The sequence below is a fragment of the Phnomibacter ginsenosidimutans genome, from assembly GCF_009740285.1.
In the GTDB taxonomy this organism is placed as follows: Bacteria; Bacteroidota; Bacteroidia; order Chitinophagales; family Chitinophagaceae; genus Phnomibacter; species Phnomibacter ginsenosidimutans.
Genome location: NZ_CP046566.1, coordinates 651,010 through 676,791, shown reverse-complemented (window position 1 = coordinate 676,791; position 25,782 = coordinate 651,010). Strand labels below are relative to the sequence as shown.

Sequence of the window (25,782 nt, the reverse complement as noted above, 5' to 3'; positions counted from 1 at the left end):
AGCTCATCCCTTCTCTGGCGGCAGATTTATACACAAGAAATACTACTTACTTAGCCGTCCATTGTGCCAATAAATTAATTGCATACGGCTTACCCCAGCTTGGATCCAGCTCACTGGCAGGCTTAAAGCTATCGTAAGCTGCAATGCTTTTTTCAGCAATTCAATACCGGCATCTTTACCGCCGCCAAAAGCCGGAGGCGTATAAAATTTCATTTGTGCCATTTGCATCAATGCACGTGGGTTACCAGTTGGTTGCTGCTGCAAAGCTTGCTGCAAAATCATGGTGGCTTTGGGGCCCATTGTCATGCCGCGGCTACCATCTGCCCGCATTCTGGCGGTAAGCACCATAGCTTTCAGTGTAGCTATTTCTGAGTTGGCAGCGTTCATACTTTCAGCCATGGCCAAAAAAGCATCGGCTTTATCGCACAGCGGATCAATGTCCTTCATCTCCTTTACGTAATAAGCTTTCATAACCAACGCATATGCTGCGTAATAATTGGGCAACCACTCTCCTTTTTCGGTATTGGCAATGCGTTCAAAATTGTTCGCCGACACTTGCAGGTCTTCTGGGCTTTTAGCCGAGTCGAGTGCAGCTATGTTCTTCTTCATGAAATTGACGTACTTCTCATTTTGAGCTTGTACAGCTATAGCCAATACGGCAGTAAGGCAAAGAATAAATACTTTTTTCATAGTGATTTTTTTGAAGTGATGAGGTGATGGAGAATGCGTTTATCGTTGTTGTTGTTTGAGTTTTTCATACTCTTTTTCTGCAGAAAACAATTGTGTACCCATGTAGGCATTGGCATACTGAAAAGCCAGGCCAAGTCCCCAACCAAGAATGGGCCAAATGGGCCAGAAATGGCGGCTGTTAACACCCGTAGTGAAGTACCAAATGCCGATCAAAAAGGCATTGACCAAAAAGTAAGAACTCAGGCTTTTTTTGAAAGCTGCCCTTCTGCGGGCTGTTTCCCAAAGTTCATTGTTGTGCATGTTGTCCATGATAGTAGTTTGTGTGGTTGATGAAATGAAATCGGTTATAAATTATTGTTGATGGCATCTTGTGTACGGTCGGTGCCCCAGCTTAAAAAGAGGCCCAAGAAAATGAACCGGTTGGCAGGTGGCACAATGGCTACTTTATTGCTGCCATCTGCGCTATAGTTGTAGCCAAACACCTGCTTACTGTTGAGTACATTGGTTACACTCAACACCACTACACCAAAGGCTTTACCAATATTGGTGAGGTAGTTGGCACTAAAACTCAGGTTGTTATAAGCTATGGTTTTGCCTTGGTCGCCAATGCCCCATTGTTGTGTACCATTGTTGTATTTGAATTGATAATAGGGCCTTCCGGTTGCAAACTGATAGTTGAGATTCAGCTGCGTTTTCATTTTGGTAAAAAAGCGTTTTACCACCAGGTTAGCCGTGTGATTGGCTGCAAATGTGGGCTGCAATTCGTAGGGGTAATTGAGGTAAGAACGCTTGGTATCGAGGTATGAATAGGTTACCCAATAATCGAAGTTTTTGAAAGTGGATTTATCCCGCCAAAACAATTCTACGCCACGGGCATACCCTGTGCCATTGCTGCTGGTATCAGGAAAAGTGCGGGTGAGTTGTTTGTACTCTTTGTGAAATACCTGTGCCCGAAATACTTTGTTGAATCCGATTTTTTGATACGTCACAATGTAATGGTCGGCACGGAGCTGGCTTTGCATTTGGTTGAACAGCAAAAACTGACTTTGCGGCTTTTGGTAAAACACACCGTAATCTGCAGAAAGCTGTGCAGCGTTAGCAAACTTATATGCCAGCGAAGCTCTTGGCGCTACATTGAATTGCTGTAGCAAAGCACTGTGCTCAGCCCGTACTCCGCCTCTGGCAGCCAGCCCGTTGCTGATGTACACATCGGCTTCTGCAAATGCTGCTGTGTAATGATCTTCGATGCTGTTGAACAAACCATTGTACTTGCTATCGTCTTTACTGTACCAATATTCAGCACCTGCTTTTACAGCACTCAGCCCTTTCAGTTTATAATCCAATACTGCTCTTGCCTGCAGCAGTTGACTGTTGCTGTTCAGGCGAAAATTTTTGTACAACATCCAGTCTGGCACACCACTGGTCACCGGTTTGTTACCCGCATCTTGTAATCCTTGTATTATGTTGTCTTTGTTTTGGCTGTAGCTAAACCCTGCTAGCAGTTTCAGGCGATTGGCCAATCTTTCTTTGTAGCTGATATTGCTGTAAATATTGCTGTTGTTGAGTTCGAAAGCATTTTTCAAACCCGCCATATCTATGTCCGGATTGCGCAGGCCCAAAATGTTTTTGGCATAGCTGCCATAAAACTTGAGCATGCCGGTGCGAGAAGTTTTGATGCGAAAATTGGCATCGCCATTCATCACCTCTGGTGCATGAAAATAATCGGGTTGCTGCTTAACCGCCTTGAAGTACAAGCCAACATTGGTGTAGCCGGCACTGGCACCCCAGCTATGCGTGGTGTCCTTGGCCAGGTGCTGGTACTGCGCCCCCAAAAACAAGGGAGAAATGGAAGCACTGGCGGCAGAACGTTCGGGCAAATCAATGCTTTCTAAAATGAGGGCACTCGACAAAGCCTGACCGTATAAGGCTGAATAACCGCCGGTGCTGAACACAGTGCCTTTGAATAAAAAGGGCGAAAACCGTCCGCGGCTGGCAATGTTCGGTGCCTGTCCGAAAAAGGGATTCGCTACGGTAGTGCCGTCAATAAACTGGCGGGTTTCGTAGCCTTCGCCACCTCGTACAAACAGCTCGGCACTTTCGCCTATTTGCTGTGTACCGGGCAGGGTTTTCATGGCTGCGGCTACATCGGCATTGGCACTGGCTGTGGTTACAATATCGAGTGGCTTCAATACAGTGGCTTTCTTGGTATCGCCGGCTTCAAATGCTCCTGCGGTGATGACTACCGCAGTGAGTTCGTTGGGCAATTCTTTGAGCTGAATGTTGAACAACTGGGAGCCGCCGCGGAATTCCACAGTTTGCTCCCAGCTTTTATAGCCCAACATGCTGATGAGGAGTGTGTGCTTACCGGTGTCGGTGGTGCTGAATTGAAAACGACCAACGCTGTCGGTACTGGCACCATCGTAGCTATCGGCAATAGATACGCTGGCACCTGCAATGGGTCTTTTTTAAGATCGGTAACGGTACCGGTGAGGGTAGTTTGCTGCGCCAAAAGGCCAAGTGTGCTGAGTATGGAAATGAGTGTGAGAAGGACAGTTTTCATTGGTTGTTTGCTTTGATGAGACAAACATAGAATAGTTTATTTTATAAACCAAACTATTGTATAAATATTTTTATTTTAAGATTTGCCGGTCAAAACTCACTCAAGTGAAACGGTCTGTTGCTAATTGTCCTATCTTAAACTTCCCCTCAAAACTGAAAAACCATGAAAGTAGCCGACATTCTTGCCAGAAAAGGGAGCGATGTAATTGCAGTATCGCCCAACACCGCCGTAATTGATGTACTCAAATTAATGGCCGACAAAAACATTGGCTCTGTGGTCGTCATGCACAATGGCAGCTACCAGGGCATTGTAACGGAAAGAGATTACTCTCGTAAAGTAATTTTGAAAGGCAAAAATTCTACCGACACTGAAGTGGCTGATATTATGACCACGGATTTGCCTTCGGTAACACCTGCCGACAGCATCGACAGATGTATGGAGCTCATGGGTGAAAAGCACATCCGTTATCTGCCTGTATTTGCGCAGGGCGCCTTGGCAGGCATCATTTCTATGAGTGATGTGGTAGCAAGCAAAAATGAAACGACAACAAGAAACCATCAGCCATCTGGAGCAATACATTTCAGGTACCTAATAGTCATAAAAAAAATCCCGACCAATTGGCCGGGATTTTTTTATCGGATATTGAAGATGTAATCATTGTTGTGAAACTGTCGTTTGATGTCCCGAAGGTCTCGCTGAATCGAAGCATCCACCAGATTGTTGTTGTATTCCAAAATGAATCCACCAATCAATTCTTCTTTTACAGAAGTCTTCAATTCTACCTGCTCAAAGCCAGTATCAAGCTTTCAACTTGTTCAGCAAAGATGCTTTTACATCTTCGCTCAGGGGCTGAGCGGTAGTAATTTTTACCTGTTGAATGCCTTTCAATGCATTGTACTGCTCGTTGAACGCACCCAAAATTTCTGGCAATGCATTTTCGCGGCTTTTGCTCACCAGCAGACGGCAAAATGCCTCAGTAATTGCATTTACCCGGCCCTTGCAAATGGCATCCATTACAGCTGTCTTTTTATCAGCCTTGATAATGGGACTGCGCAACAATGATTTCAACTCGGGGCTGCTATTGATGGCAGTGAGTAAAAACGCAACATCAGCTTTGATCGCTTCCAATACGTTTTTTTCTACGGCGATATCAATAAGGCTTTTAGCGTAGCGGCCGGCCAAACGTGGGTTTACCATACAATTGCTTCTCTTATATTGAAGAATAACGGCTCTTACATTGCTGCAAAAGCTGTTCTTTCAGCTTAGTTCAGTTTTACAGAGTTGCTCAACTCTTTGATGTAGTTTTCCTGATCAGCTTTATTGGCCAGTTCGCGGCGCAATACTTTTTCTGCCACTTCTACTACCAATGCTCCCACCTGATTTTTTACATCGGTAAGGGCTGCCATTTTTTGGTTGTTGATGGCTTGCTGTGCTTCAGCTACAATTTTATTGGCTTCCAACTTAGCCTGCTCTTTGGCTTCGTTCACCATTTTATCACGGGTTTCTTTTGCCTCTTTCAGCATAGCGGCACGTTCTTCACGGGCTTGTGCCATCAGTGCTTCGTTTTCGCTTTGCATTTGGGCCATTTCAGCCTTTACGCGGTCGGCGGTAGCAATACTGTCGGCAATTTTGGTTTCACGTTCGTTCAGGCTGCTGATGATGGGCTTCCACGCAAATTTGCGCAGCAGGAACAACACTACTAAAAAGGCGATGAGGTTCCAGGCAAAAAGTCCTAATCCTACGTCGAGCATGTGATTCGTTTTTTGAAAAGAGAAAAATATTCAGAAGTCGAAAAAGTTGAAGGAAACTGCGCCGTCCGCCCTGTGCATGGGCGCAGTTTGTTTTTTTCAGTGCGAATGATTACGCCTTGAATACAGCCAGCAGACCAGCTACAGCGGCCAGCAGGGCAACACCTTCTACGAAGGCAGCAGTCAAGATCATTGCACCACGAATGTCGTTAGCAGCTTCAGGCTGGCGGGCGATGCTTTCAGTAGCGCCTTTACCAATCTGACCGATACCGATACCAGCGCCGATAGCGGCCAAACCAGCACCAATAGCACCACCGAGGTGGCTCATGCTTACATCCAACAGAACGTTCATCAGTTGCATAATAGATGATATTTAAAATGAAAAAATCCGGTGTTCTTTATTCCGCATCCGCGGCACTTTTCAAGTTCAATCCTAATCACTAATCCCCAATTACTTAGTGGTGTCCGCCTTCGTGGTGGTCTCCATGTTCAAATGCCTGACCAATAAACACTGCTGTAAGGTTGGTGAAGATGAAAGCCTGAATGAAGGCTACCAATACTTCGATGGCATAAATAAATACCGCCAAGCCTACAAAAATGGGACTGGTACCATAGCCGAGTGATTTGCTCATGGCGCCAAATATGAAAATGAGGATGATGAAACTCAAGATGATAACGTGACCTGCCACCATGTTGGCAAACAAACGAATCATGAGGGCAAAGGGCTTGGTGAAAATACCCATCAGTTCTACCGGCAGCATAATGAGCTTAACCGGTACAGGTACGCCCGGAAACCAAAATACGTGACCCCAGAAATGCTTGTTGGTGCTGAACAAAATAACGATGAAGGAAATCAACGCCAGCACTGCTGTAAGGGCGAGGTTACCCGTTACGTTGGCCGAACCAGGAATTAAACCAAACAGGTTGTTGATTAAGATAAAGAAGAAAACAGTGAGCAAAAACGGCAAGTAACGCTGGTATTTGCCATGCAGGTTTGGCTTAGCCACTTCATCTCTTACAAACGTAATCACTGGCTCTACTGCATTTTGGAAACCACTTGGTGCCTTATTGGGACCGTTTTTCGCATATTTCTTCGCAATGCTGCTCATGAGTACAATCAGCAGGATGCTGGCCAACAGCATTTGCACCACGTTTTTGGTCATACTGAAATCGTATACCTGAACGCTGGCATTGGGTTTGCCCTCGGCATCCACGGCAATGATTTGCTGGTTTTTCAAACCGCTTACATCTACGCCTTCGGCCTTCATTTGCTGAATGTAGTGGTCATTTACCAGGAAGAAGCCATCGTGGGCTTCGTGACCATGGTGGAAGTTGCCACTGCTGAACATATGCCACTTGCCTTCGCTGTACAGAATAACAGGCAGCGGAATGGAAATGGCTTTGCCGCCAATATCCATGAAATGGAAGTCGTGAGCATCGGTTACGTGCTCAATGATGATCTTACCGGGATCCAGTTTTTCCTCGTGGGTGGCACCCGCTTCGTGCTGTGCCGGCTCGTGGCCTTCTTCAGCCATGGCTACGCCAAAAGAGAAAACGCTGAAAACCGCTACCAGTAAAGATTTCATGAACTTGCTACCCATACCTGTGCTCAAATTTGGCCGCAAATGTACGGGGTGCCGTGCATACTATGAAGGAGAACAGGAAAGAAAATTGAAATCTATTCCGGAATGGGCTATTGGGAAACATTTTCCTCCTCAAACTGCATGCGGTGCAGGCGGGAGTACAGGCCTCCTTTGGCCAGCAGTGCGTCGTGGCTGCCCATTTCTTTGAGTTCGCCCCGCTCCATCACCATAATGATATTGGCCTTGCGGATGGTGCTCAGGCGGTGAGCAATTACAATGGAGGTACGACCCTGAATCATTTTGTCAATGGCCTGCTGTATGAGCTGTTCGCTTTCGCTGTCGATATTGCTGGTGGCTTCGTCGAGTATAAGGATGGCGGGGTTGTAAAGCAGGCAGCGGGCAAAGCTCAGCAACTGGCGCTGGCCGGCACTCATGGTGGCGCCACGCTCCAGCACATTAAAATCGTACCCGCCGGGCAATTGTTGTATAAATGCATCGATGCCAATCAGGCGGCACACTTCCTCCACTTTGTTGCGGGGTATATCAGGGTTGCGCAACGTGAGGTTGTCGTGTACAGAACCGGCAAACAAAAACACATCTTGCAGCACCACACCAATCTGGCTGCGCAGGGCATCGGGGTGATAATCGCGGATATCATGTCCATCAATGGTAATGCGGCCATGTTCCACTTCGTACAAGCGGTTGAGCAGCGAAATGATAGTGGTTTTGCCGCTACCTGTGCTGCCCACAATGGCCACGGTTTGGCCGGGGGCAATGCGGAAGTCCACATTTTTCAGCACCCAGTTTTCGGCTTCGTACGCAAAATTCACTTTTTCAAAAGCGATGCTGCCTTCCACTTTGGCGGGCTGCAGGGCCTGGGCAGTTGGCTCGGGCAGCTGGTCGTTGTTGTCGAGCACTTTAAATACCCGTTCGCTGGCCACCATGCCCATTTGTATCACGTTGAACTTATCGGCAATCACCCGCAGCGGCCGGAATATCTGGTTCATGAACAAGATGAAGGCTACCAGCTTACCCGCTTCTATTCTTTGGTCGGCCACCCACCATACCAGCAGGCCCAGGCTTACAGCCAGCACCACTTCTACCACCGGAAAAAAGACCGAGTAAGCAAAAATGGCGTTGATATTGGCGTTGCGATGTTCCTTATTAATCTTTCTGAATTTGCCCATTTCGCGGTCTTCGGCCGCAAAAGCCTGCACCAGTTGCATGCCATTGATATGCTCCTGCACAAAGGCATTGAGGCTGGCCACGGCATTCCGCACTTTGATAAAGCTCTTGTTGACACTGTTTTTAAAACGCCAGGTAGCCAGCAGCAAAATGGGAAAAGGAATCAAGCCAATGAGCGTTAGCTGCCAGTCCATCCAAAACATGGTGGCAAGGGTAAACACGATGGTGAGAAAATCGGCGATGATGGGAATGAGGCCGTCGGCAAAAATTTCGTTGATGCTTTCAATATCGTTGATGGTGCGGGTGGTAAGCGTTCCAATCGGTGTTTTATCGAACTGACGCAGGTTGAGGCGCAGCACATTGTTGTACACCGTTACCCGCAGGTCTTTTACCACATGCTGGCCCAGCCATGCCGTGCTAAACGTAAACACAAACCGAATCACGGTTTCTATCAGCAACATCACAATTTGCAGGATGGAAATAAGCACCACAAAACGCAGCATGTCGCCATGGCTGATGGCATCAAACCAATCGTTGAGCCAGGTTGGAATATTGCCTGTTTGGCCTTTCAGTCCTTTGTCTACCGTGTATTGAATGAACAAGCCCCGCACCGGCGACAGCACCGCCAGCACCAGTGCCAGCACCAGCGACAGGTAAAAGCGGCGGCGGTAGGGCTGCACAAAACGCATCACCCTGCCAAACAGGGCCATGTCAAATGAGCGGGAAGTAGACTTGTTGCCAGACATATACAATTGCAGCCGGTACGCAGCCATCTTTTGATGCCAAAGCAGCTGCGCCTTGCGGCTGCGAAACTAAGGCAAGCCTGTTGGCCGCCGCAACCGCTGTTTTATTTTAACGTAATGCCTTCGAAGGGATCGGCTTCGCGGTTGGCTATTTTGTATGCTTTAATAAACAGGGCACCGAGGTTTTGGTGCGGAAAAATGTAATCGTCATAGCCTTCTTTCTTTTCGGCACTAATGCGGCCGGCTACTTCATTCATCATCGATGGCCATTTTACATCCTGCCCCATTTTCAGTTTGTCTACCAGATAGGTAAACAGTGCTACGTTGATTTCGCCATAGCCCACCTGCTTGCTCGAAATGATGGAAGCATCAGGTGAAATGCGCAACACATCGGCGAGGTTGTGATAGGCACCACAGCTACCCAACACCACTACCCTGCTCGGCAGCATTTTTTTTATTGTATATGGTAGGTAATAGCTATGCCCACGATGCACTGTAATGGATGGAGAAAAACCATTGCTGGTCATGTACTCAATAAGTTTGCGTTGTGCATTTTCATCTTCATCGTTTTCTTCATCCAAAGCACGGTTGGCAAACAATACAAAGGGAACCGGTGAGCCAATGCTGGTAAACTGTACCCATTCAGGCGTAGCTTTCATGGCCCACTTGGTTCTGTCGGCATAAATACGCAGTAAGTGATTGAACGTACCCTTGCCACCAGCATCGCCATAAAAATACATTTGCAACACTATGCGGCCGAGGCTATCCCGCAGCTGCCGGTTGCTGATGTCGTACACAGGCGGAATACCCAATGAGTCAGAAATATTTACCCTGGCCAAAGTGCTGTCCATTTCACTGTCACTACTTTCCATAATTACTTTTTCCAGCCGGTACACAACACGACCCTTGCGGTTGTTCATGAGGTCTGCCATGGCCAGGTTTTCCTTCACCTTATTCAGCATTAATGCACGGATAGCAGGCTGTGTAATGCTGGCATAGGCATTGGCCACATCTACCGCATCTTCAATGTCATCTTTACTGCTGCCTTTTTCCAGATTGCTTACAAAAGCCGACATCAATGCATGAGCGTTAGCTGCACTCATTTTGGCCAGAAAATCATTCAGCGTATTGTAATTGGCCGCCATGGTCAGGAACTTCTTGTACTTGTCGTGGTTCACTATTTGCAGCAGTGTATCGGCACTTTTACCAGGCGTTAACTCCAGCAGGCGGTTGTACACGTACGTGTAGCTACTGGTATAAATTTCTGCTTCGTTGAGCACAATCAAATAGTAGAGCTCGGGTACGGTTAGCCCTTGAATTTTTTTGAAACGAACAGGTGCCGGCAAGTCGTGCAAACCATTGATGGTATTCACATATACTTCCAGCGATTTGCGGTGCAGCATGTCTTGCAAGCCGCGGATAACAACAGGTGTATCGCCCTGGCGCATACGGCCTGCATAGTTTACCTGCGTTTTTACCAGCAACCGGTAGTAAGCAGCAGAATCGGCAATGGCTGTTTCAATTTCTTTCTTTGTGATGTTGCCTTTGCTCAAATCATCGAGAAAAGGAAAATACAATTGGCCTGAACGATCGCCTGCCAGTTGCACAATCATTTTTACCAACGGATCAACATGGCGGGCAATGATAATGCCCAAGGGCGTACTGCTGGCCTGTGCATAGTTAATCAACTCTTCGGGGCGGCGGCGGGCCGCTACCGAAATCAAACTATCAGTAAAAGAATAGTTGGGATTTTCGGCCAGTCTTTTCAGCGTTTGCTCCGGGTTTTGGGCTATGAGTTTTAAGAAAATAAATTCTTGTATCTGGCGAATGCCGGCGCTGTTGCGAAACGCAAAATTGTTGGGGATGATTTTGGCCACATCGTAGGGCAATGGCTTCAGCAAAGGCAACACATCTTTGCCGGCTTCCATCCGAAGCAAGCCATCTTCAAATGCATTGAGCAAGGGAGCAAAGCTGCTCCAGTCCGTTGATTTTTTTCTGATTTCAACTGCGTAGGCATACAGCAGTTCAGTCATGCTGCGCAGGTACGTCAGTTTCTTGTTGTGGTCGTAAGTTTTGCTCAGCTCTACCCGGCGCTGCCAGTCGTCAATCCGGGTTTGCACCAGGTATTGCAGCTGTTCATTCATTTCATGACTGGGGTAAACCGTCATGAGACTATCGACACGGCCATCAATGGCCAGCATGTCTTTTGCGCCTGATCGAGGCGGGAGTGAAACAAGGCCCGGTTGAGGTCGGGACTGAACTGCTCGGTGAGTTGTGCATGGGCACTACCCATCGTCATCATGCCCATACACAGGGCCATCCAAATCAATTTTACGTACTGCATGCGGGGTAAAGTTAACAGCTTCAATTGGGTTTGCCGGAGGCTGTGCAGCAGGCTTGCAAAATTTTGGCAGCATCGTTAACAATTTGGTAAACACCGATTTACCTTCCCGCTACAGTCACAGCAGTTATTTTTGCGTAAACATATTGTTAATGGACACCAAGGGTACCATCCTCATTGCCGACGACGAAGCAGACATTTTGGAGATCATCGGCTACAACCTGAGCCGCGAAGGTTACAAGGTACTCGAAGCAAAAGACGGCAATCAGGCCCTCGACCTGGCCCGCCAGCATCACCCCGACCTCATTATTCTCGATATCATGATGCCCTACAAATCGGGCATCGAAGTGTGCAACATTCTCCGTACACAACAAGAGTTTAAAGAAACACTCATCGTAATGCTCACCGCCCTCAGCGATGAAGGCTCTCACATCAAAGGCCTCGACAGCGGTGCCGACGATTACCTGAGCAAACCCATCAGTCCCAAGGTATTGCTGAGCCGGGTGAATGCTTTGTTTCGCCGCATTCAAAAAGACAGCGGCCAAAAAGTGCTCAGCATGGGCGACATGACCATTGACCCCGTTCGCTTTGTGGTGACCCGCAGCGGAAAAGACATTGTGCTGGCCAAAAAAGAATTTGAACTGCTGTACCTGCTGGCCGCCAAGCCGGGCCGGGTGTTTTTGCGCAACGAAATATTGAGCAATGTGTGGGGCACCGATGTGATTGTGGGTGACCGCACCATTGATGTACACATTCGCAAGATTCGCCAGAAGCTGGATGTAGATTGTATCACCACGGTAAAAGGTGTGGGCTACAAGTTCGATCCGCAGTAAAAGCTGGTATCCACGTACATTTATGCACTTGATCAAATGCCCGTGGGCAGCTATACACCATGCTCAATACCAAAAATTTTTCGCCTAAACAGCTGTCGCTTTTTACCGCCATTATACTGGGTATCCCGGTACTGGTAGGTGCATGGCTGCTGCGGCCGGAGTGGGAAGTCGTAGCCATTAGTTTTGTGGTATTTGTAGCCGGTAGCTACGCGTTGATTTTAGCGGTGCTGCAGCAATTCATTTACCGCAAAATCAAACTCATTTACAAGTTCATTTACAAAACCAAGGCCAGCAAAAAAGAAGAGACTTACTACAAATACATTTTGCCCCAAAAAGGGATTGATGAAGTACGAGCCGATGTGGAGCAATGGGCCCGCCAGCAAGAAGGACAAATTGAAACGCTTCGCTCCAACGAAAAATACCGCAAGGAGTTTTTGCAGAACCTGTCGCATGAATTGAAGACGCCCATTTTTGCCATACAAGGCTACCTCGACACCTTGTTGGATGGCGCTGCCGACAATCCGGAAATACTGCAACGCTTTTTGAAAAAAGCCGGCCGCAATGTGGAGCGGCTGGTAAACCTTACCAACGACCTTGATGAAATATCGAAACTGGAAAGTGGTGTGATTCCCCTGCACAAAGAAAACTTTGTGATACAAGACATGATAAAAGAAGTGTACGAAATGCTGCATGTAAAAGCCAGTGCCAAAAACATTCGCTGCAGCATGAAGAAAGGCACCGAACTACCCATGATTGTATTTGCCGATAAAGAAAAAATAAGACAAGTACTCATCAACCTGGTAGATAACGCTATTAAATACGGGCACGAAAATGGTACGGTAGTAGCCAGCACTTATGTAACAGATGGTAAGCGGGTACTCATAGAAATTAGCGACGATGGTGCTGGCATTGCCGAAGAACATCTCGGCCGCATTTTCGAACGCTTTTACCGCACCGATATGGCCCGCAGCCGCAAAGTGGGCGGCAGTGGTTTGGGCCTCGCTATTTGCAAACACGTGGTAGAAGCCCATGGCCAAACCATACATGTACGCAGCAAGCCCGATGTAGGCACCACCATTGGTTTTACCCTCGAAGGCCGCAAAGAAGGCTAATTACAAATAAAGTCTATTACAACAGGCTGTGTTTACCACGCATGTCTGGAAAAGGGCGGATTCCATTTGCGCAGCAACAGGTACACTGCGGCAGCACTCAACACGCCCAGCACAGAACCGGCCAGCACATCTTGCAAAAAATGCTGCCCCAGATACACCCTGCTGTAGCCAATACCCACAGCGGCTATAAATGCCAGCCACCAGCGCTTTTGCCACCAGGGCATGAGTAGCACCAGCGATGTAGCCAACGCAAAAGCGGTAGCCGTATGGCCCGAAGGAAAACTTTTGAAATTGCTCAACAGCTTCACCCCTTCTACTGCATCAATCTGCTGGCCGTTGTTTTCAAAAAACACATACGGACGGGGCGCTTCTACCGAATGTTTGACAAGCTGTGCCAGAATACCCGATACTGCAAATGCAGCAAACAGCACAATGGCTCTCGACCATTTTTTTTGCAACAACCATAACACACATATTGCCACTGCCATCAGGCCATCGCCTACATGGGTGAGGTAGGTAAACAAAAAATCAAATACAGGTGAGCCCACACGGCGCATCCATAAGAAGCCTTCGCCCTTGCTGTAATTTACCATTACCAACAAGCCGGCAGCCCAAAACAACAACACCGCTACAAAAAACCAGCGGGTGGCCGGCGTAGCAATATTTCCAAAACGCTGATTGGTTTGCATAGATGGCAAAGGTCTACCCCTTGAGGCAACTGCCCAAAAAAAACCGCCAGCGGTGGACACCGAGGCGGGTTCGAGAAAATCTACTCTACGTATTGCTGTGAAGAATGCAAATGAATAGGAAATGAAATAACGATGCCTGTATTAAGCCAATGTAAAGACAAGGCTAAGAAATCGTAAACAGGAACCGGCTATTTAGCCAATGTTTTCAACGCGATAAGCCGCTGCTGCAACACCGCTTGAAACGGGAAGTAATAATAGCGGCCCGTATTGATAAAATATAAATGTGTGCAGGCTGCAGATTGAGTAGTAAAATAAATGGTTTGCGCCACTTTGCCTTTGCTGTACACAAACATTTTGCCTTCGCTTCTGCAATCCCGCAGGCTGTCTTCTGTAAAGGGCTGCGCCATATTTTCTTTCAGCAATGTCAGCACCGTATCCGTTGTGGTTTGATAGCTGGTATAAAACCGGGTGTATTGTTCTTTATCATCGGTAAACGGATGCTTGTAAAACAAGATGGAAATACTATCCGCGGCTGCCAAATCGGGCTCCAGCCCGAGGCCTGTTGTAATGAGTACGGTGGAGTCCTTTGCGGTTGTAGCAGTATTAGTTCGCTGGTTGCTTTGGCAGGCAACCAACAAGCAAGCAACCATCAACAACAAAGTATAATCAAACATCTTCTTCATATGTATAAAATTTGAAACAGGCTACAAAGCAAACTGCTTTCGTCTTTCGGCGAAAGCAGTTTGCAAAAAAGTCAGGAGCGGGATGGATTAATATACATTGGTTTGTGGTGTGAAGCTTGCCCAACCACTCATCCAGTTGTCAGCGCCAAAGGCACCACGGAAAGTTGTAGTTGTCCAGAAAGATACACCAGTCCAACCAGTACCAGTGAAAGCAGCTCCGCTTAGCGCAGGGCTACCAGCTTTAGGCAGGAAGTTAGGCGCATTCAATTTGAAAGGATCTGTGAGACTTATGTCAGCTGATGATGAATAAGTAATACATCCTTCAGACTCAGCCTTAGTTTTCATAGCTGCTGCATCTATAATAGAAGGATTCACAGCTGGCACACCACCTGAAGATGGAACTCTATAAGGGTTCGTCACAGCATGTACTAGATTGTTTGCAAAAGCACTTTTCCCAGTCTTATAGAAACTACCAGTAGAGTCTGACTCAAGCGACAAACCTGCATCCATATAACCCATCAACACAGAGTTGCGTACATCAAACTGTGTAGCACGCCGCCAACGCATGTTGAAGTTATGATTGGCCAATGTGCCAGGAGCGTCGTTAGGACCAACCCAGGTAAAGTTGCTGATAGAAGGCTTTGTGTATGGAGTGGCATTGCTACCTGTAGCATCGTTGTCGCACTCTACGCCATTGCCCGCATCGCCGGCATCTACAAACAAAGGATCACGCAGGGCTACACCAAATTGCAGGCGGCCATTGTAACCAAAGTCGAAATCATAATCGTCATCAGCTGTTGCAAAAGCAATAAGGTATTTGGCATTTACAGTACCACCGAAAAATTCGTAGGCATCATCGTTGCCATAAGAAACCTGCACATAATTGATAGAAGTACCGCTACCTACACCACCAAGTGTAAGACCATTGATTTCTGAGTTGGGGTCAGCAGCAATACCAGCGTACTCAATGCGAACATAGCACAAAGAACCACTATTGTCGGTAGCTACACTGCCGCCATATTCTGCGTTGATACCACCTTCGATGATGGGTGTAGTAGTACGGTTGGTGGGAGCATTACCCAAGATAACGATACCACCCCAGTCGCCGGGCTTACGGCTGCCGGCAGGTTTGCCAGAAGTAAACACGATAGGCTCAGTAGCAGTACCGCATGCAAAGATTTTTGAGTTGCGTTCAATGATCAACGCACCTTTTTGTACGGTGTCACTTTTAATCACAGAACCGGGTGCAAACTTGATAGACGCACGGCCGTTTACATACACATAACCTTTGAGTGTGTAAATGCCCTTAGGCAGTTCTACATTTTCACCGTCGTTAATAACGCCAGTGATGACTTTGGTGGCTAAAATTTCGGCCTGCTTGGTGGCGTATACACCATTGCCATTGCCGCTGTCAACTGAAGAGTTATCGATGTCTACCTTGATGCATGACGTAAATGCTACTGTGAGTGCAGACAGAATGATGCCAAACTTTTTCATTGTATTTGGTTGAAAGTTTTGTACTTGAGTTGAAGTTGTATGCAGTGAATTATTTGATATTGATATCGTAAGTAAAGCCTATTGAGAAGGTAGTGCCCGGACGATAGCGGGTGAAAATGCGGTCCACATTTTCATCATACGCAGTCTTCTCTTTGGTAATGGGTTTTTCATACAGCAGCACATACTGGTTGAGCAAATCGCTGATAGTAAGGCGAACTTCACCACGCTTCTTCATGATCTTTTTGAAATCTGAAAGTCGAGCAGGTTACGTGGCTTTTCATACACATCGCCATAGTTGTCGTTGCCCACAAAACGAAGGCGCTGACCAATCACGTTGTACAACAAGGAGAGGTTCAAACCATTATCGCCATCGTATTGAAAACCGGCATTGATGAGGTATGGACTCTGGCCCTGCAACGGACGATTGAATGCACCGGTTTTTACACCACTCGCATCTTGAATTTGCAAAGTCACTTCGCTAAACAAGAGTGAAGCATTACCATTGAAATACAACTTTTCCATCCAGCCACCTTCTTTACCAAGGAAGCCTAACGACTTGCGGAACTCAAACTCGGCACCATACAAAATGGCACTCTCGGCATTTTGATACTGGTACTGACGACGGGTAGGTGCACTGGCACTGTTGAGGCGCAGTTCGATTGGCGCATCAAAAGATTTGAGGAACGCACCAACTGAAATCATTTCACCATTCTTAGGATACCATTCGTAACGCACATCTGTATTGATGATAGAAGAACGCTTCAACTCAGGATTACCAACGGTAGAAGCAATTTCTTCGAAATCGAAGAAGGCAAAAGGTGCCACTTCTCTAAACTCAGGACGGGCAACAGTACGACTCGCTGCTACACGCAGATTGGTTTTGCGGTTGGGTGTAAAAGTGATATTGGCAGATGGCAGGAAGTCGAACTTTTCAGTTTGTACTTCTACACTTTTAGTAGCGTTGGTTTCTACCACTTGCTCAAAGTATTCGCCACGGGCACCCCATACCAGGCGCAGCTTTTCACCAATCTTGTTGTCGAACATCACATAGGCATTGCTGAGTGCAGAAGCGCCGAAATATTTATCATTCACGTTCTGCAGATCTGTGATGTACATGAAACCGTTGGGGCCGAAATTATTGCTGTTGAATACGTTGTTGTATTGCTCAAAATAAAGGCTGGCGTTCGAAGGATCGTTTACACCCAAAATGGTTGCCTGAAACTGACGGATACGGGCAAAAGAACCACCACCTACAGAAACAACTTGCTTCACAGCATTCAGGTTAAAGGGCATTTCCAGTTTTACCTGATAACCGGCACTCTGATCTTTCAAATCGCTCCAAAAACGGTTGGTATTGTTACCACGGTTGTTGAGGCTATATGGCTGATTGCTACCTGCCGGCTTGGCGTAGGTTTGCACCCGCAAATCGGGCTGGTCTTTTTTATTGAAAGCGTAGTTGATATTGCCCGAAAACTTAAACTTGTTTTTGAACTGATGCGTCAGTTCAATCTGGCTGCTGTACAGGCTGCGCTGGTTTACCACAGAAGAACGCATTTGCACATCCTGCAGGTTATCGATGTTTACACCATTGCGACGATAGTAGTTGTCTTCAAACAATTGGTTGAACAAATTCTTGAAAGCAATTTTTGTTTTGCCCTTGCTGTAAGCGAGGTTGGCCAAACCACCCCAGGTAGTGCTGTACTTGTTTTGTGCATCTACATAATCGAGCAGTGTAGAGCCATCGAAATCAAAAATCTGACGATCAACCGTAGGATACAACAGCTTAGACTGACGATATGTGAGGCCTACTACAGAACCAAATGCCGCACCGTTTTTGCTACGGGTAGCATTGGCCCAGGTAAGGTTGTATTGCTGAATGGGTCCCGCTTTTGAAGTCACTTCATCATACACATTATCGTTGAACTGCTGACTGATGGCATAGCGGTCGGCCACAGGCAAACGGTTGTAGGCAAGGTATTTAGTGGGATAGCTGGCAGGCAGGCTGCGCTGACCGTCATCAAAACCCAACCAGTCGGTAGCGCTACGACGGTTGCTCACAAATTCCTTTCCGATAGATTGCGTATTGAAGCCGAGGCTTACACCTACATTCAACAAATTTTTCACCGGAATATCCTTGGTAGCTACCTGCACCAAACCACCGGCAAACTCACCAGTAAGTTCGGGTGTAGCGGTTTTGTTGATGATAATATTATCAATGAGCTGTGAAGGAATGACATCAAATGAAAACGCTTTTTTATCGGGCTCAGAGCTCGGCAATGTAGCCCCGTTAATCATGGCTGCATTGTAGCGGTCGCTCAGGCCACGCACCACTACAAACTTGTTGTCTTGAATAGAAGCGCCACTCACCCGACGCAGTACTTCGCCGGTGTTTTTATCGGGCGTACGCTTAATAAAATCTGCCGCCAAACCACTGGTCATAGCGGTGTTGTTTTTTTGGAAAGTAAGCAAGGTATTGGTGCTCTCCTGCCGACGGCTGCTGGTAACTACTACTTCGCCCAGTTCGCTTTTCTTTTCTTCCAGCAAAATGTCCAGTGTATTATCGAGATTGGCTTTTACGTCTACTTCGGTTACTTCTTTTGTTTGATAACCTACTGCAGAAACCGTAATGGTATAGCGGCCTTCGGCCAGTTGCAGTACATATTCGCCATCGGCATTGGCAGGTACACTGCGCTGCCCTTTGGCCGAAACTGTAGCACCTGCTACAGGCTGATTGCGTTGATTCAGGATTTTACCACTCAGCTTCACTACTACCCTGAGCCGCGGCCGGATTGTAGCATAATATGATGAGGATAGAGATAATCGACAACTTAAATAGGTTCTTCACACCAATTGTTTTTAGTCGGTGCAAAAGAACCACTGCACTATTACGGCCATGTTACCCCAGTATTAAGGAATTGTAAACAAGGATTTCGGATAGCTGATTTCGGATTTCGGATTTGTACCACAGTATTTGCTGGCCTTTAAAATATCTCATGCCCTTCGTCACAGTTCTTCGCCATGTTTCGTGCCTTCTCATCAGTCGCAGGCCTCCTGTCTGTGACTTCATGTTATTAATGATGGTTCGTGAAGGCACAAACCATGGCGGTGATGAATGTTACTGCCAACGGAATGAAATGATTGTTGCTTTGGGCAAAACAATGGTTATGGCTACAGAAATCATCGTACGGGAGCTGTGCCCCACCAGTACCCGCCAATGGCTCAAGGCCGGCGCAATACTGGTAGATATTCGGGAGGAAGCCGCTGCACAAGCGGTACAAATTGCAGAAGGCGAAGTCATCTACATGCCCATTCACGAATTGATGGACCGCTACACCGAACTGCCCAACAATAAAGATTTGATTATTGTATGTGAGAAGGGATTGGTAAGCATTGATGCCGCCGCCTTTTTACAAAACAATGGTTACGACCGGGTGTACCATATGCGGCGTGGCTTTCGGCATTGGGTAGCCAAGGGCTATCCGGTAACAGGCGATACCAGTGGCTACGAAGTAAGCCAGCACGGCTGTTGTGGCAAGCATGCACATCCGCATTAGCAATAGCAAAAAATGGGAGCACAACCAGCCAGATTGCACTCCCGCTTGCAAGGCGATATGATGCAATACCTTATTTCAGTTTCGTAGCCGTTTCGCCTTCTATTTCTGCCAGGGTAGACGTTTTACTCAGCTGCACATTGGTTTGGCTGCGGGCCTTCATCCATCGGCCAAGCGCCACATTGTATTCGCCACCCAATACATAAAAGAAACCACGGTCGGCAGTGGTGTACACCATGTTTAGTGTGTTGCTGCCACTGCGGTAAAAGGGTTGATCCACCAGCGTCACCGGATTGCGGGTATCATACCAGTCGGTATTGGTAATGCGATAGCCCATGGGTGTAGGTGTAGTCGTGTATAAACTGCCGCCAGTCGCTACAAAAATCACATCCACAGGCACAGATGCTTCTGTAATGTTGGTGCCTTCAAACAGCGCAAATCCGGAAGCGTTACCACTGTTGGCAAACAAGCCACTGGTTTTGGTACCAAAGCCATCCCCATTGCTGGTAGTATAGTTGTAGGCCTTTACCCAATTGGCTGTACTGATATCGGTAGAGCCGGATCCATTGATGAGCTTACCCGTACCTCCTACATAAAAGAAAGTCCCTTTTTAGCCGTGCCACTGCTGATGTTCATTTTGTAAGTACGCATGCCGCCGGTAGCCCAACCATTGGCAGGAAAACCGGTGGGCGTACTGGCATTGGCATTGTTGGTTACTACAACAGAAAATGGCGTGGCGGCAAAGTCAATGTCTTTGGTAGCCATAAACTGCATGTACTCATAATTACCATCACTACCAGCCACATCACTAATAAAACCTGTAATAATTGCCGGCGCAACGCTAATGGTAGAAGACAATGTAACAATGTCTTCTTTGGTACGCAGGTGCAGTCGTGGCTGTAATTCTTTTTCGTTGATGGCAGTGAGAAATACCACCCCGTAAAAATTAGCCAGAAAGGGAGGCGCCTCATTGGCAAAGCTGGCGGCACTGGCCGTGAACATGTTCATTTCGCCAAAACCATCATTCACCAGTTTGTTGCCCGCCAAAACATCGCCAGTTACAGGTGCAGGGTTAAAACCGGCTTTCACCAATACCACCAACGTGCTTTCGTATTTCTGCGGATTGGTAGTAATGGCACTGCTGGTTACCCGGTTTACAGGTATTGCATTGCCAGCAGATACTTTGGTAATGGCAGCTGTTTTTACACCCGTGATTTGCAAAATACCATCCACTCTTTTGAGTGTGCCACCATCCACATTTACAATCAGCGAATCGCCGGGCAGATAGTTCGCTGCATCATTGCCAATGTTGATGGCAATGCCCCGCAATTCATTGAGGCGGCGCTTGTCTTGCAATACCAGCAAACCCTGCGGCATATTGCCAGCACTGTGGTCACTAACTACCACACCCGTAATGCTGGTAGAACCAAACAGCGTATTACTATTCAAAGGAACATCGTTGCCCTTGTACAAATCTTTTACATCAAAAATGGCGATGTACGGACTAATCTTTCCGCCAGGATAGTTGCCATCTTTTTCGCAGCCCACAATGGATACCGCCAGTAGTGCAGCAGTGAGAATATGGATCAGTTGTTTCATGATTTCAGTTTTTGTAGCACTCATACAAGCACGTTACAAAGAAGAATGTTGCTTAAGGTTTTTGCCACCACACTTGTGTGGCTATATCATCGGCACCTTGTGCAGCAATAGCCAGTTTATAATTGGTAGGATTGGCGCTTTGCACATACACCGGATAGTTCATACGGGCAGGCATGATGCCATTGTTTTTAAGACCATTGCCTTTGGGCAATTTCGGATGACCGGTACGGCGGTATTCAAACCACTGCTGCATATCGGCCAAAAACAACGCATAGTATTTCTGCAGGTGAATACGTTCCATTTTCTCTTCCACCGTCAGCGATTCCATCCACTCAATATCTGCTGCAGCCAAAAAGGTTTTGATATCATTCGGCAGGTTGGTTTGCGGATTGATAATGGTAGGCCACAAAGGCAACCAAAGTGTAATGCTGTTCAATGCGCCTTCGTTGTAGTGTGTTTCAGCACTGCTGCTAATCCAACCTTTCACTGCACATTCTGCCAATATGAATTTCAACTCTGCATAATTCATCATCATTCCTGCCATAGGCTCTGTTTGCAAAGACACTGCACTGGTATTGGAATAGAAGTAGCTGCGCTTCACCGGATTTTCGCCGGGTGCATAGCCACTGGGCACACCTACATAAGCACCCGAAGATGGTGCAATGCCCCAACGGTTGAAACCACCACTACCATAAGTAGGAATGTCGATGCGGGGATCGTTCCAGTTCACCAGGTTTTGCAAAAAGAATTCGGCCAAACCAGGCTGACGGAAATCTTGCTCCCTTACTGCGATGTAAGGAGATGTGTATGGTGCAATGCCAGTCCAACGCAAAATAGCCGACTCATCGTTGCTCGCAAATACAGGATAGCTACTGGCATTCGTTTCAACAATCTCTTTGATTTTAGATGCAACTTCTTGCTGTACTTCTGTTTTACCAGACACACGGAGCAACAAACGCAGGTACAGCGAGTTGCCAAATTTTCGCCAGCGGCTTACGTTGCCACCATACACAGGATCGCTGCTGGCAATGATGGCGGTGTTTTGCGCCAGCAAAGTATTGGCCAGTTCCAGTTGTTTGAAAATATCGAGGTAAATGTCTTGCTGTTTGTCAAACTTAGGTTCGTAGTTCAGCGAGTCTTTACCTTGATTCGATTGGCTGTATGGAATATCGCCGTAAGTATCTGTGAGAATAGAATACACCCACGATTGACAAATCAAGGCAATACCACGATACGATGCATTGTAGTTGACACCGCTATCGCTGCTGAGGCGATAGATATCTTTGAAATTGGTAAGCTCACTGTACAAACCATTGTACAGGTAGTCCGACCAGTTGTTGCGGAAGTCATAGCGAAACACCTGGCCTTCTGCATCACTCATGTTTACACTCACCTGCATCAACTCGTTGTTGAAGTTGCGGTTGCGAATCATGTTGTAGGTCATGGTGCCCACCAGTGCCGGTGCCAGCAGCTGCTGCGGCAATGCATCCGGAATATTATTGGGATCGGTATTGATGGCTTCAAAATCTTTGGTGCAAGAAGTAAACAACATGCTTACCAGTGCAAACGCCATCAACAATCTATATGCGTTACGTTTCATAATTGTCTGCTGTTTTAAAATCCGAGAACAATGTTTACGCCCATGGTTCGGGTAGAAGGAAACTGTGCTGTTTCAAAACCCCGAACGATATCGGTGCCGCCCAGTGTACCAAACTCCGGATCGAACATGGGCCATGGCGACCAGATAAACAGATCTCGACCGTACACGCCAATGTTGGCTCTTTGCAATCCCAGCTTCTTAATGAGCTTGGCAGGAAAAGTGAAATCGAGTCTTGCTTCTCTGAACTTGATAAAGTCGGTACTGAATGTGCTGCCTTCTGCATTGTCGATACCAAAATGCGACCGGTAGTATTCATCAACATTGGTAGCAATTGTGGTGTTGGGTACATACTTGCCATCAGCAGTCATTACTACACCATTGCCAATGATACCACTGTAGCGGCCGGGCAATGTGTTGGTGGTTTTACCTTGCTCTGCCAGTTTGTAATGCATCAGCGAATGCGCTACGCCACCCACCTGTGCATCAAACAAAAAGTTGAGACGGAATTGTTTATACTGAAACTCGTTGTTCCATCCAATCTTATACTTCGGAATAGTATTGCCGAGATACACCAGATTCTGCGACAATTGCGCATAACCAGTGGTAGCATCGTACACCACCTGACCGTCGGGAGAACGCACATAACCACGGCCCCAGAGGTCGCCCATGCTGCCGCCTACCTGTGCTACAATTTGACCACCTCCTACAGGGCCGGTTTGCAATACCACAGAGCTATCCAGCAATTCTTTGATTTCATTTTTGTTAGAAGAAAATACCACACTACTCGTCCAGTTCAATCCCTTTTTACTTTTCAACGGAGTGGCACTCACGGAGAGTTCTACACCGGTGTTGGCCACACGGCCCGCATTGATAAGTACTTGTGTAAAGCCCGATGAACGATCGAGAATGCGGCGCAGGTGTTGGTCTTTGGTGTTGCCTGCATACAAAGCCAGGTCTACACTCAAGCGGCTGTCAAACATTTTTACAACAGCACCCAATTCGTAAGAGGTAGTTCGTAACGGACGCAGATTGGGGTTGGCCAATAAGCCGGGGGCCTGCAAGCCACCGGCAAAAAAACTACCTGCCGATTCATAGTTGTAGGCAGTGAGGTAAGGCGAAGTACCGCCACTACCTACACTCGATGCAGAAAAACGCAGTTTGGCATAGGTAATCTTACGAGGCATACGCAGCAAGTTGCTCAGCACCACACTGGTATTTACACTGGGGTAAAAGAAACCTGCATTGGTAGTACGATTGGGAGTAGCCAACACACTGTTCCAGTCTTGGCGGCCAGTAATATCTACAAAGAAAATTTTGTTGTACGAAGCCGTGAAAATGCCGTAGAAGCTGTTGATGGCATATTTGCTGTTGTATGGCATACTCAGCAGCGGGCCGGCAGAGTTGGCAAAGGAATATACACCGGGATAAATGAGTGAGTCGGCACGGGTTTCATTTTTGATGTAGCGGTTGCGCAGCAAGCTACCACCACCCATAGCACTAATGTCGAAGCGGCCAAACTTGCGGGCATATTTCAGCAAGAAATCAGCACTGAATTCATTGGAAAAAATATCCTGAGTACGCAGGCTGCCCTTTTGCAATTTGGAGCCCGCATCGTAAGGACGCTTTTGTGCACGTTCTTCATAAGCCAGATCCATAGAAGTGCGTAACTGCAAACTGAGTGACTTAGAAAAATTGTACGTGGACTGTACATTGCCCGTTACATTGTGGCGATTGCTGCTGTTGAGAAACTCATACGCAATGGCATACGGGTTTTCAGGAAAGCTGCTGAAGGGAAACATGATGCGTTTTCCTTCTTGCCCAAGTACCCAATAGTTACGCAACCAATCGGGGTTGGCACTGGGCTGCCAAAAAATCCACCAGTACATAATGCTCTGGTTGCCATAGCCGGCACCGGGCAGGTTATCGCTCCACTTATTGGTGTAGTTGATTTTTGAACTGATTTGCAGCTTCTCATTCACTTTCGAATTCACCGACAGCGACACGGTATTTCTTTTGTAGCCGGTGTTCGGTGTAATCCAATCGTTGTGCACATTGGTAAATGAAAAACGAGCAGTTGTTTTATCGGTACCACCATCTACACTTACAGTGTTGGTAATGGTTTTACCGGTATTGAAATATTTCTTAACGCCATCTACATACGGCACCCATGGTGTACGTTCTGCACCCACTTTCTGCGTCACCGGATCGAACTGATAAAACTGCTGCCCGTTGAATCGTGGCCCATACGCAGAGCTGGTGCCACTGGTACTGGCACCATCGGCAGTAGTGCCGTATGAATAGTAAGCAGCACCCGCCAAACCCTGGCCGTATTCGTATTGCAAATCGGGCCAGCGGTTTACCTGCTCCATCGAAATATTGGAAGACACAGTTACACCGAGTCCTTTCTTTTTGCTGCTGCCCGATTTGGTAGTAATGATGACCGCACCATTGGCACCCCGCTGGCCATACAATGCTGCTGCACCGGGGCCTTTCAATACGGTTACAGATTCAATATCATCGGGGTTCAAATCGTTGAGGCTGCTGCCGTAGTCCACTGGCATGTTATCGCTACCAGTACCGTACACATTCTCACCAGCAATGGCTGTACGTCGGCCACTACCCTGGTTGATAACCACACCATCTACAACAATCAACGCTTCATTATCACCGGTCAAATTGTTCTCGCCACGCAAAATAATTTTGTTGGTAGCGGTAGGGCCAGAGCCGGAACGCACCATATTGAGGCCCGCTACTTTACCCGACAAGGCATCGGTCCAGTTGGCAGAACGGGCATCCGTGAGTTGCTCACCCTGCACCGTGGTGGCAGAATAACCCAGTGCCATTTCCTGACGGGTGATGCCCAATGCCGTTACCACAACTTCTCCCAAAGTATTGGCAGTTGGTTTCAACACAATTTTGAGTGAAGCCACATCTGCTTTGGCCGTGTGTGTATGTGGCTGATACCCCACAGAGCTAAAAATTACTTTAGCGCCTTTGGTTACCTGTACGGTAAACTTACCATCGGGTTGTGAGGCGCCAATGGCTTTGTTGCCAACTGCTATGGTTACACCTGCAAGCGGGGCCTGCACAGAGTCAGACACTTGTCCTGACAACGTAACTTTTTCTGCAGTCTGCGCCATGAGCAGCGCCGGACTAAGCAGCAATAACAACAATAAAACCATGTGGCACCAATGCTTCACATGTTGCATGACAAAAAATTTATGTAGTTGAAAAAGAAAAAGACAGTTAGATACACACAGCCCACGCTGATACATTTATGCTGTACACAATGCTGTTGCATTCGACGGCGAAAGTTGCACTGGCGTGTTACCGAATAGTTATGCCAATGTGAACCTTGTATTAATGAG

The 25,782-nt window shown here is 47.2% G+C and carries 24 protein-coding genes; 4 read left to right on the top strand and 20 right to left on the bottom strand.

Annotation, left to right across the window (positions count from 1 at the left end; all coding sequences use genetic code 11):
- Positions 1-42: 42 nt before the first annotated feature.
- Genes GLV81_RS02915 through GLV81_RS02905 form a run of 3 tightly spaced genes read right to left on the bottom strand, consistent with a single transcriptional unit; the run spans position 43 to position 3,125 of the window.
- Positions 43-690: a hypothetical protein gene (locus GLV81_RS02915; RefSeq protein ID WP_157476707.1), complete on the bottom strand. Its 648-nt coding sequence runs from the start codon at positions 688-690 to the stop codon at positions 43-45.
- 39 nt (positions 691-729) lie between these two features.
- Positions 730-999, bottom strand: a complete 270-nt coding sequence (locus GLV81_RS02910; protein WP_157476705.1) for a 2TM domain-containing protein — start codon at positions 997-999, stop codon at positions 730-732.
- A gap of 35 nt (positions 1,000-1,034) precedes the next feature.
- A complete protein-coding gene (locus GLV81_RS02905) occupies positions 1,035-3,125 on the bottom strand; it encodes a TonB-dependent receptor (protein ID WP_246186416.1) in 2,091 nt (696 codons plus the stop codon).
- Positions 3,126-3,412: 287 nt separating this feature from the next.
- On the opposite strand from GLV81_RS02905, the gene GLV81_RS02900 reads away from it, so the two are divergent.
- Positions 3,413-3,904, top strand: coding sequence for a CBS domain-containing protein (locus GLV81_RS02900; RefSeq protein ID WP_246186203.1), 492 nt, complete (start codon positions 3,413-3,415; stop codon positions 3,902-3,904).
- Here GLV81_RS02900 and GLV81_RS21020 read toward each other — a convergent pair.
- The 8 genes from GLV81_RS21020 to GLV81_RS02860 form a co-directional block, all read right to left on the bottom strand.
- Positions 3,883-4,026: a F0F1 ATP synthase subunit delta gene (locus GLV81_RS21020; protein WP_157476703.1), complete on the bottom strand. Its 144-nt coding sequence runs from the start codon at positions 4,024-4,026 to the stop codon at positions 3,883-3,885. The two genes, GLV81_RS02900 and GLV81_RS21020, sit on opposite strands and share 22 nt — an antisense overlap.
- Before the next feature lie 22 nt (positions 4,027-4,048).
- Complete coding sequence (gene atpH, locus GLV81_RS02890; protein ID WP_157476701.1) at positions 4,049-4,447, bottom strand: ATP synthase F1 subunit delta; 399 nt, start codon at positions 4,445-4,447, stop codon at positions 4,049-4,051.
- Positions 4,448-4,512: 65 nt separating this feature from the next.
- Entirely contained in the window at positions 4,513-5,001 is a 489-nt protein-coding gene (gene atpF, locus GLV81_RS02885) for a F0F1 ATP synthase subunit B (RefSeq protein WP_157476699.1), read from the bottom strand.
- A gap of 109 nt (positions 5,002-5,110) precedes the next feature.
- Entirely contained in the window at positions 5,111-5,359 is a 249-nt protein-coding gene (gene atpE, locus GLV81_RS02880) for an ATP synthase F0 subunit C (RefSeq protein WP_157476697.1), read from the bottom strand.
- A gap of 94 nt (positions 5,360-5,453) precedes the next feature.
- Positions 5,454-6,584: a F0F1 ATP synthase subunit A gene (gene atpB / locus GLV81_RS02875; protein WP_246186202.1), complete on the bottom strand. Its 1,131-nt coding sequence runs from the start codon at positions 6,582-6,584 to the stop codon at positions 5,454-5,456.
- 107 nt (positions 6,585-6,691) lie between these two features.
- The gene (locus GLV81_RS02870; protein ID WP_157476693.1) at positions 6,692-8,512 is read right to left on the bottom strand and encodes an ABC transporter ATP-binding protein; all 1,821 of its coding nucleotides are present in this window, start codon (positions 8,510-8,512) and stop codon (positions 6,692-6,694) included.
- 101 nt (positions 8,513-8,613) lie between these two features.
- Positions 8,614-10,710 carry a hypothetical protein gene (locus GLV81_RS02865; RefSeq protein WP_157476690.1) on the bottom strand — a complete coding sequence of 699 codons (2,097 nt, stop codon included), beginning with the start codon at positions 10,708-10,710 and terminating at the stop codon, positions 8,614-8,616.
- Entirely contained in the window at positions 10,674-10,853 is a 180-nt protein-coding gene (locus GLV81_RS02860) for a hypothetical protein (protein ID WP_157476688.1), read from the bottom strand. The genes GLV81_RS02865 and GLV81_RS02860 overlap by 37 nt, the downstream gene beginning before the upstream one ends.
- Positions 10,854-11,002: 149 nt before the next feature.
- Here GLV81_RS02860 and GLV81_RS02855 point away from each other — a divergent pair, with 149 nt between their 5' ends.
- Both GLV81_RS02855 and GLV81_RS02850 read left to right on the top strand, forming a co-directional pair.
- Entirely contained in the window at positions 11,003-11,683 is a 681-nt protein-coding gene (locus tag GLV81_RS02855; RefSeq protein ID WP_157476686.1) for a response regulator, read from the top strand.
- 59 nt (positions 11,684-11,742) lie between these two features.
- Positions 11,743-12,795 (top strand): sensor histidine kinase, encoded by a 1,053-nt coding sequence (locus tag GLV81_RS02850; RefSeq protein WP_157476684.1) that lies wholly within the window; start codon positions 11,743-11,745, stop codon positions 12,793-12,795.
- 32 nt (positions 12,796-12,827) lie between these two features.
- On the opposite strand, the gene GLV81_RS02845 is transcribed toward GLV81_RS02850, so the two are convergent.
- The 5 genes from GLV81_RS02845 to GLV81_RS02825 all read right to left on the bottom strand — a co-directional run bounded on the left by GLV81_RS02845 (position 12,828) and on the right by GLV81_RS02825 (position 18,430).
- Positions 12,828-13,484, bottom strand: coding sequence for a phosphatase PAP2 family protein (locus tag GLV81_RS02845; RefSeq protein WP_157476682.1), 657 nt, complete (start codon positions 13,482-13,484; stop codon positions 12,828-12,830).
- Positions 13,485-13,672: 188 nt separating this feature from the next.
- Entirely contained in the window at positions 13,673-14,167 is a 495-nt protein-coding gene (locus GLV81_RS02840) for a hypothetical protein (protein WP_157476680.1), read from the bottom strand.
- Positions 14,168-14,254: 87 nt separating this feature from the next.
- Positions 14,255-15,664 carry a T9SS C-terminal target domain-containing protein gene (locus GLV81_RS02835; RefSeq protein ID WP_157476678.1) on the bottom strand — a complete coding sequence of 470 codons (1,410 nt, stop codon included), beginning with the start codon at positions 15,662-15,664 and terminating at the stop codon, positions 14,255-14,257.
- A 49-nt stretch (positions 15,665-15,713) separates the two neighbouring features.
- Entirely contained in the window at positions 15,714-15,899 is a 186-nt protein-coding gene (locus GLV81_RS02830) for a hypothetical protein (RefSeq protein WP_157476676.1), read from the bottom strand.
- The gene (locus GLV81_RS02825; protein WP_157476674.1) at positions 15,896-18,430 is read right to left on the bottom strand and encodes a TonB-dependent receptor; all 2,535 of its coding nucleotides are present in this window, start codon (positions 18,428-18,430) and stop codon (positions 15,896-15,898) included. The genes GLV81_RS02830 and GLV81_RS02825 overlap by 4 nt, the downstream gene beginning before the upstream one ends.
- Before the next feature lie 398 nt (positions 18,431-18,828).
- Between GLV81_RS02825 and GLV81_RS02820 the strand changes: the two genes are divergently transcribed.
- Positions 18,829-19,218: a rhodanese-like domain-containing protein gene (locus GLV81_RS02820; protein ID WP_197428883.1), complete on the top strand. Its 390-nt coding sequence runs from the start codon at positions 18,829-18,831 to the stop codon at positions 19,216-19,218.
- Between the two features lie 70 nt (positions 19,219-19,288).
- Here GLV81_RS02820 and GLV81_RS19180 read toward each other — a convergent pair whose 3' ends face one another.
- The 4 genes from GLV81_RS19180 to GLV81_RS02805 form a co-directional block, all read right to left on the bottom strand.
- Complete coding sequence (locus tag GLV81_RS19180) at positions 19,289-19,684, bottom strand: hypothetical protein (RefSeq protein WP_197428882.1); 396 nt, start codon at positions 19,682-19,684, stop codon at positions 19,289-19,291.
- Between the two features lie 119 nt (positions 19,685-19,803).
- Entirely contained in the window at positions 19,804-20,814 is a 1,011-nt protein-coding gene (locus tag GLV81_RS02815; RefSeq protein WP_197428881.1) for a DUF5689 domain-containing protein, read from the bottom strand.
- A 52-nt stretch (positions 20,815-20,866) separates the two neighbouring features.
- Positions 20,867-22,414: a SusD/RagB family nutrient-binding outer membrane lipoprotein gene (locus GLV81_RS02810; RefSeq protein WP_157476669.1), complete on the bottom strand. Its 1,548-nt coding sequence runs from the start codon at positions 22,412-22,414 to the stop codon at positions 20,867-20,869.
- 14 nt (positions 22,415-22,428) lie between these two features.
- A complete protein-coding gene (locus tag GLV81_RS02805) occupies positions 22,429-25,623 on the bottom strand; it encodes a SusC/RagA family TonB-linked outer membrane protein (RefSeq protein ID WP_157476667.1) in 3,195 nt (1,064 codons plus the stop codon).
- Positions 25,624-25,782 lie beyond the last annotated feature (159 nt).